The 7597-nt window shown below is 58.4% G+C and carries 6 protein-coding genes; 4 read left to right on the top strand and 2 right to left on the bottom strand.

The features are described from left to right. Positions 1 to 118 precede the first annotated feature (118 nt). On the bottom strand, positions 119 to 1126 hold the full coding sequence (locus tag AC1DSG_RS24310; protein WP_477793171.1) for a DUF481 domain-containing protein: 1008 nt from the start codon (positions 1124 to 1126) through the stop codon (positions 119 to 121). A gap of 164 nt (positions 1127 to 1290) precedes the next feature. Between AC1DSG_RS24310 and AC1DSG_RS24305 the strand changes: the two genes are divergently transcribed. The 4 genes from AC1DSG_RS24305 (at position 1291) to AC1DSG_RS24290 (ending at position 6065) form a co-directional block, all read left to right on the top strand. Beyond that, positions 1291 to 1644 carry an MGMT family protein gene (locus AC1DSG_RS24305; RefSeq protein ID WP_477793170.1) on the top strand — a complete coding sequence of 118 codons (354 nt, stop codon included), beginning with the start codon at positions 1291 to 1293 and terminating at the stop codon, positions 1642 to 1644. A 44-nt stretch (positions 1645 to 1688) separates the two neighbouring features. Then, positions 1689 to 3248, top strand: coding sequence for an AmpG family muropeptide MFS transporter (locus AC1DSG_RS24300; RefSeq protein WP_477793169.1), 1560 nt, complete (start codon positions 1689 to 1691; stop codon positions 3246 to 3248). 130 nt (positions 3249 to 3378) lie between these two features. Continuing rightward, the gene (locus AC1DSG_RS24295) at positions 3379 to 5094 is read left to right on the top strand and encodes a proline--tRNA ligase (protein ID WP_477793168.1); all 1716 of its coding nucleotides are present in this window, start codon (positions 3379 to 3381) and stop codon (positions 5092 to 5094) included. Between the two features lie 17 nt (positions 5095 to 5111). Then, positions 5112 to 6065: a hypothetical protein gene (locus AC1DSG_RS24290; protein ID WP_477793167.1), complete on the top strand. Its 954-nt coding sequence runs from the start codon at positions 5112 to 5114 to the stop codon at positions 6063 to 6065. A gap of 124 nt (positions 6066 to 6189) precedes the next feature. Here the strand turns inward: AC1DSG_RS24290 and dinB are convergent, their stop codons facing one another. After that, positions 6190 to 7251 (bottom strand): DNA polymerase IV, encoded by a 1062-nt coding sequence (dinB, locus tag AC1DSG_RS24285; protein ID WP_477793166.1) that lies wholly within the window; start codon positions 7249 to 7251, stop codon positions 6190 to 6192. Positions 7252 to 7597: the final 346 nt, after the last annotated feature.

Here is a 7597-nt window from a genome sequence, read left to right as displayed (position 1 = left end):
CACCGCATCGTCTGATTGCACGACTGCTKCGCAGCCGAACGCAGGCCTCGCCAGCTGCTACAAAGTGCGGTTCGGCTTAACTGATCGGCATTAGCCCATGGCTGCGATTTTTTTATGCTTACCAGGCCACGCCAAACCCTGCGGTGTAGCGGACCTGGTCCAGATCAGCGTCTTCGGTACCGCTGACGACGTCTCGCTCGGCTTTCAGATTAAGCGAGGCCCATTCGGTCACCTTGTAGCGCAAGCCCATTTCCGTATCGAGCGCGTAATTGGCCACGTCTGACAATGGCTTGCCCACTTCGCCATTGGTGAACAATTCCACTTTCTTGCCAATCAGGTAGCGTTTGTAATCCCACGTCATCGCCAGCGCATAGAAGTTATCCTTGCTGCCGTCGGTGAACTCATAGTCCGTACGATTGACCAGCGAGCCCAAGGAGAATTCGCCCAATTCGTTATCCCAGAACTGGTAACCCGGACCGGTACCGAGGGTACGCTGACGAGAGAGGTTTTCCACTTTGTCGCGCTTATAGACTGCCCGACCCTGCCAGAACCATTTCTCGGTCAGGAAGCGGTCGAGCGAGTATTCAGCTCGCCAGTTGTCAGTCGTAACGACGTCATCCTGGAATTCGCGGCTGTACTCACCTTCCGCCGTGTGCCGCCATTTGCCATGGCGCGCAGTCGTCTTGAAGTCGATGTTGTAGTCGTCGGTGTCGTTTTCCGCCCGCTGGTAATCCAGCGCCGCGTCGATGTTCCCCTTCCATACCAGATCTTCGACCACTGGCTTGGGCTTGAGAATCTGCTGGATACTGGCCAGCTCCACCGTCCTGGGAGCCTCGCCATTTTCCAGCGTCACCTTGCCATCGCCTGCGGCATGCAGCGATTTGGCCTTCTCGCCCGTGTACGCATCCTGCTTGACCAGCAACTCCTGATCGCTTTCGAGGGTTTTGACCTGCTTCCAGTCGATCGGGACCGCACCGGCGTACTCGGTCTGGATCACTAATTTGCCGCCATCGAATAACGTGATCTTGCCGCTCAACTTGTCACCGTTCTTCAACCAGACCGTATCGGCAAGCAAAGGCGTGGAAGCACTCAGGACAGCGAGGCAAAGCAGTGTTCTGGACAACATAAGCAAAAACAGACTCAAGTTTGCGAAAAAAAGTCGGCATTATCCTTAGGAATAAGACCCTAGCAAGGACTGACCCGACTATTTCTATTGAGTTCATTTCTCAAGAAGCGACCCGGGATTTACTCTACAAACGGCAATGCGACCTTTTTTCAGGAATTGCGGACGTGACCGAACCAGCCTCTGAAACCGAAAGTGCGGCGCAAATCCGACGCACGGCGCTTTACCTGACCCTGGCCCAAGTGCCTGAAGGCAAAGTGGTGAGCTATGGTCAACTTGCGGAGCTGGCCGGACTCGGTCGCGCGGCCCGCTGGGTCGGACGCACGCTGAGCCAATTGCCGGGTGACACCAAACTGCCCTGGCATCGGGTTCTCGGTGCCGGCGGTCGGATCAGCCTGCCTGTGGGCAGCCCTTCAGGGGATGAGCAGCGCGCGCGATTGCGCTCGGAAGGTGTCAGTATCCAGAACAATCGTGTTGATATTCAGCGCCATGGCTGGCGCCCGGTAGAGCACAGCGGTTAGAGTGCGCGCTTTGTTTCCGTAATTCTTGAGGCAGACTCCAGCCCATGCCCCGTAAAACCTGGCGCGCCGCGCTCGCCGCCTATGCCAGCCCATCGACGCTCGTGTTGTTGCTGCTTGGTTTCGCCGCCGGCCTGCCCTACATGCTGGTGTTTTCGACGCTTTCCGTCTGGCTTCGCGAGGCAGGTGTAGCTCGCGAAACCATCGGCTATGCAAGCCTCATTGGCCTGGCCTACGCCTTTAAATGGGTCTGGTCGCCCCTGCTCGATCAATGGCGCCTGCCATTTCTCGGCAAGCTGGGGCGACGACGTTCCTGGCTGGTGCTATCGCAGGCGCTGGTGATCCTCGGCCTGGTCGGCATGGGCTTTTGCGACCCACAAAAGCATTTGTCCTGGCTGATCGCCATCGCGGTGGTCGTCGCCTTCGCTTCGGCGACGCAGGACATTGCGGTCGACGCCTATCGTCTGGAAATCGCCGAAGACAATCGCCAGGCGGCACTCGCCGCCAGCTATATGTCGGGTTATCGGATCGCCGCGCTGCTTGCGACCGCCGGCGCACTGTTCTTCGCCGAGGGCTTCGGCTCCACCGGTTTCAATTATCAGCATTCGGCGTGGGCGGGCACTTACATACTGTTCGGGGCGCTGATGATTCCGGCGTTGGTCACCTGCCTGTTCATGCGCGAGCCGCCCGTACCATTGCGCACTCAGTTGCAGGCCGGTCGCTACAGCTTTGCGCATCAACTGGCGTCAGTGTTTGTGCTGATCGTTTTGCTGGTGTCCGTGCCCGCCATGTTCACTCAGCTCTATTACACCGACTTCGCCAGCGTGCTGTTCGAAGGTGTGAGCCTGCTCGACCTGGTACTCGAAGACCGGGCGCTCCTGCGGGCGATCCTCTACATCCTGTTGACCGCCATGTGTCTGTCGACCCTGGGCCGGCGCGGCCTGGCACCGGTGCTGACACCGGTCAACGACTTCATTACGCGGTATCGCTGGCAAGCTTTCCTGCTGCTGGGCCTGATCGCCACCTACCGGATGTCCGATACCGTCATGGGCGTCATGGCCAACGTGTTCTATATCGATCAAGGTTTCACCAAGGATCAGATTGCCGGGGTCAGTAAAGTCTTCGGCCTGATCATGACCCTGGTCGGCGCCGGCATGGGCGGCCTGCTGATTGTGCGCTTCGGCATCCTGCCGATTCTGCTGATCGGCGGCATTTCGTCGGCCGGCACTAACCTGCTGTTCCTGATGCTCGCCGACATGGGCGCCAACTTGAACATGCTGATCCTCACCATTTCCCTGGACAACTTCAGCTCCGGCCTTGCGACATCGGCGTTCGTCGCCTACCTGTCGAGCCTGACCAACCTCAAGTTCTCCGCCACTCAGTATGCCCTGCTGAGCTCGATCATGCTGCTGCTGCCACGCCTGATCGGCGGCTACTCGGGGGTCATGGTCGAGAAGTTCGGCTATCACAATTTCTTCTTGATCACCGCCTTGCTCGGCGTACCGACACTCCTGTTGATCGCCCTCCACTGGTATCAGGAGAGTCGTCGCGCAGGTCCGACACCGACGCCAGAGCCGGTTCCGACCCAGATCGTCGAAGAATCGTAGGAATCATCGCAAAGGGCGGTGTGATTCCCGCCCTCCTGCCACACCACCGACCGCATGCCTGTACGCCAGCGGATCTCGCCCGTACAATGCTCCGTCATTTCTCGTCATCAGCAACCGACAACGGCCAACCATGCGCACCAGTCAATTTTTGCTCGCCACACAGAAAGAAACGCCTTCCGACGCGGTCGTCATCAGCCATCAGCTGATGCTGCGCGCGGGCATGATCCGCAAACTCGCCTCGGGCCTCTACACCTGGCTGCCGATGGGCTTGCGAGTGATGCGCAAGGTCGAAGCCGTCGTTCGTGAAGAAATGAACGCCGCCGGCTCTCTTGAAGTGTTGATGCCGAGCACACAACCGGCTGAGTTGTGGCAGGAATCCGGTCGCTGGGAAGAGTACGGCCCGGAATTGCTGCGCTTCAAGGATCGCCATGGTCGCGACTTCTGCGCGGGCCCGACCCACGAGGAAGTAATCACCGATCTGATGCGCAACGAGTTGAGCAGCTACAAACAGCTGCCGATCAACCTGTACCAGATCCAGACCAAATTCCGTGATGAAATCCGCCCACGCTTCGGTTTGATGCGCGGCCGTGAATTCATCATGAAGGACGCCTATTCGTTCCACGCTGACCAGCCTTCGCTGCAAGTCACCTACGACCGCATGCACCAGGCTTACTGCAACGTGTTCACCCGTCTGGGCCTGAAATTCCGCCCTGTAGAAGCCGACAACGGCTCCATCGGCGGCGCCGGCTCCCACGAGTTCCACGTACTGGCCGAGTCCGGCGAAGACGACATCGTCTTCAGCAACGGTTCCGACTACGCAGCGAACATCGAAAAAGCCGAAGCCGTGCCACGGGAAACCTCGCGTCCAGCCCCGGCTGAAGAATTGAGCCTGGTCGACACCCCGAACGCCAAGACCATTGCGCAACTGGTCGAAGGCTTCAACCTGCCGATCGAAAAGACCATCAAGACCCTGGTAGTTCACGCTGAAGAGCCAGGCAAGCTGATTGCCCTGATCATCCGCGGCGACCACGAACTGAACGAAATCAAGGCGGCCAACCAGCCAGGCGTTGCCAGCCCGCTGGTCATGGCGTCCGAAAGCGAACTGCGCGACGCCATTGGCGCCGGCGCCGGTTCCCTGGGCCCGTTGAACCTGCCACTGCCGATCATCATTGACCGCTCCGTCGAGCTGATGAGCGACTTCGGCATTGGTGCCAACATCGACGACAAACACTACTTCGGCGTGAACTGGGAGCGTGATCTGCCCGTCCCAACCGTCGCTGACCTGCGTAACGTTGTCGCCGGCGACCCAAGCCCTGACGGCAAGGGCACGCTGGAAATCAAGCGCGGCATCGAAGTCGGGCACATCTTCCAGCTGGGCAACAAGTACAGCAAAGCGATGAAGTGCGAAGTGCTGGGCGAGAACGGCAAGCCGGTCACCCTGGAAATGGGTTGCTATGGCATTGGCGTTTCCCGCGTGGTGGCGGCCGCCATCGAGCAGAACAACGACGCCAACGGGATCATCTGGAGCGACACCCTTGCGCCGTTCCAGGTTGCGCTGGTGCCACTGCGCTACGAAACCGAACAGGTTCGCGAAGCCACCGACAAGCTCTATGCAGCACTGACTGCAGCCGGCTTCGAAGTTCTGCTGGACGACCGCGACAAGAAGACCAGCCCGGGCATCAAGTTCGCGGACATGGAGCTGATCGGCATTCCTCACCGGATCGTGGTCAGTGATCGTGGCCTTGCCGAAGGCAATCTGGAATACAAGAGCCGCACCGAACCTGAAGCGCAAGCGCTGCCGGTCGCTGACGTGCTGTCTTTCCTCCAGGCCCGTATCCGCCGCTGACACCAGATAGAGAAGTCATGTTCAAGCGAAACACCTTAGGCCTCGGTGGTGCCGCCCTGTGCGGCACCCTGCTGGTCAGCGGCTGCGCCAATCAGATGTCGCAACGCAGCGAGCACGAGGAACGTGTCGAGCGCAAATTGCTCGATCACAGCCTGCAGATCGATGTCGGCGATCCCAAGGTGCTTGATCTGCCGCAACGTCGGGTGAAAATCCACGAGCAGAAGACGTTCGAAGTCACCGAGTTCGAAGTCACTCGCAACTATGATCGCTACACACCTTACCAACCTTGGCGGGAGGTCTATGAGATCCCGCTGGGCGCGGTGGCTGTAGTGGCCGGTGTCGGCGCGAACGTGGTCAACGTGTTTACGCTTGGCAACCTGCCGGACAGCGTGACCAAGGATTGGCTGAACTACGGTTTCGCCGGGCTTAATCCGTTCATGAACGTGCAGTCTCACGGTCGTGCACAGCAAAACCTGGCCGGCATCGACGAGGTTCAGCTCGACAAACGCACCGAATACTCGAGCCTGCCTTGGAGCGAGCGTCCGGTGGAGGTCAAGGCCGGCAAGGAAACGTTCGAGCTGAGCACCGACAAAAACGGCATTTTGCGCGTGAATCTGCTGGACAGCCCGTTTGCCGAACATGACATCAATCATTTGAGCCGCCTGCTGATCAGCGTCAAAGATGGCAACGACGATGTGCGCACCAACACGGCCCTGGAAGTCAGCAGTTCTTTGCGTGGCAAGCTGCTCGAAGCCCACGGGCTGATTTATGATGACCTTGAAGACGACGAAGTGAGCCAGTGGGTACACCGGGTCAAGCGCCTGTCGGAACTGGGTCTGGAAGAAGAAGCCAGCGAACTGGAGCAAAGCCTGATCGAACTGACGCGCAACGACCCCGAGTTGCAGACCGAATTCCTCAAGTCGTTGACCAAGGATGCCGGGCGATTGGTGGCGGATCCGGGACCGAATTAAGGCTTAAAAGCATCGTCGGAACGCCGCCCGGAGCAAGCCCGCTCCCACAGGGATCTACGGTGTTGCATAGATCCATTGTGGGAGCGGGCTTGCCCGCGATGAGGTCCTCAAACTCACTACAAATCTACCGCTCAAACAACTCCATCTGTTCAAACCCGCCCCGCAAATCCTCAAGCCTGACCCCAACCCCCAACAACCGCACAGGCTTTGCGCCGCGATTGAACGCCTGGGTCAGTAACAGTTGATAGCTCCCCAAATCCCGCCCTGCCCCGGCCTGCTCCAGCGTGGTCTGGGTAAAGTCATGGAATTTCACTTTGACGAACGGCTTGCCCGGCCGATAGCTGCTGTCGATTCGCGCCATGCGGCCCGCCAGGGTTTCCAACAGTTCGGGCAGTTTATCCAGACAGCTCACCAGATCCGGCAGGTCCACGTCATAGGTGTTTTCAACACTGATCGACTGCCGACGACTGTCGTTATGGACCAAACGCTCATCGATCCCACGGGCCAGACTCCAGAGTCGTTCGCCGAAACTGCCGAATTCGCGCACCAGCGCCAATTTGTCCCAGTCGCGTAAATGCGAGCAATCAACGATGCCGAGCCTGCCCAGCTTGTCGGCAGTGACTTTGCCCACACCGTGCAACTTGCTCACCGGCAAGCCGCTGACAAAGTCTTCCACTTGATCCGGGGTGATGACGAACAAGCCGTTGGGCTTTTTCCAGTCACTGGCGATCTTGGCCAGAAATTTGTTCGGCGCCACACCGGCCGACACGGTGATATGCAACTGGTTGGACACTCGTCGACGAATGTCTTGGGCGATGCGCGTAGCACTGCCACCGAACTGCGCGCTGTCCGACACGTCGAGGTAGGCCTCATCAAGGGATAGCGGTTCGATCATGTCGGTGTAATCGCGAAAGATCGTGTGAATTTCCTTCGACGCTTCTCTATAAGCCTCCATGCGCGGTTTGACGATGGTCAGGTCCGGGCACAGCTTTAATGCATGCCCAGACGACATGGCCGACCGTACGCCATAGGCCCGCGCTTCATAGTTACAGGTCGCGATCACTCCCCGTCGATCCGCCGAACCACCCACTGCCAACGGTTTACCGGCCAGGCGCGGATCGTCACGCATCTCGATGGCGGCGTAGAAGCAGTCACAGTCAACGTGGATGATTTTTCGCTGGGTCATATAAAAGCGCAGTTCATGACGAAGAAAAGGAGCGTAGGCGAGTCGGATAAGCAGTATCTCACCGACACCTGTATATAGCACCAGTACTCGGAATGTTCTTTTTCACCTGTAGGAAAGTACGTTATAGATTTATTTTTTCAATCGAATGCAACCCGCCAATAGAGCTGAAAGCCTTGCCACACCTGCCTTTCAGCCATCCACCCCATTTTYATTTCAGGCTAAGCGGTTGAACAGGAAGAGGTTTTTCCCATATTGAAGGTTGACACCCCGGCGATCCTCTGTAGAATGCCGACACACAGACGCGGGATGGAGCAGTCTGGTAGCTCGTCGGGCTCATAACCCGAAG

The organism is Pseudomonas sp. P5_A12 (assembly GCF_056400685.1).
The sequence above is the reverse complement of the archived record's forward strand: the minus strand, read 5'-3'. Positions and strand labels throughout refer to the sequence as shown.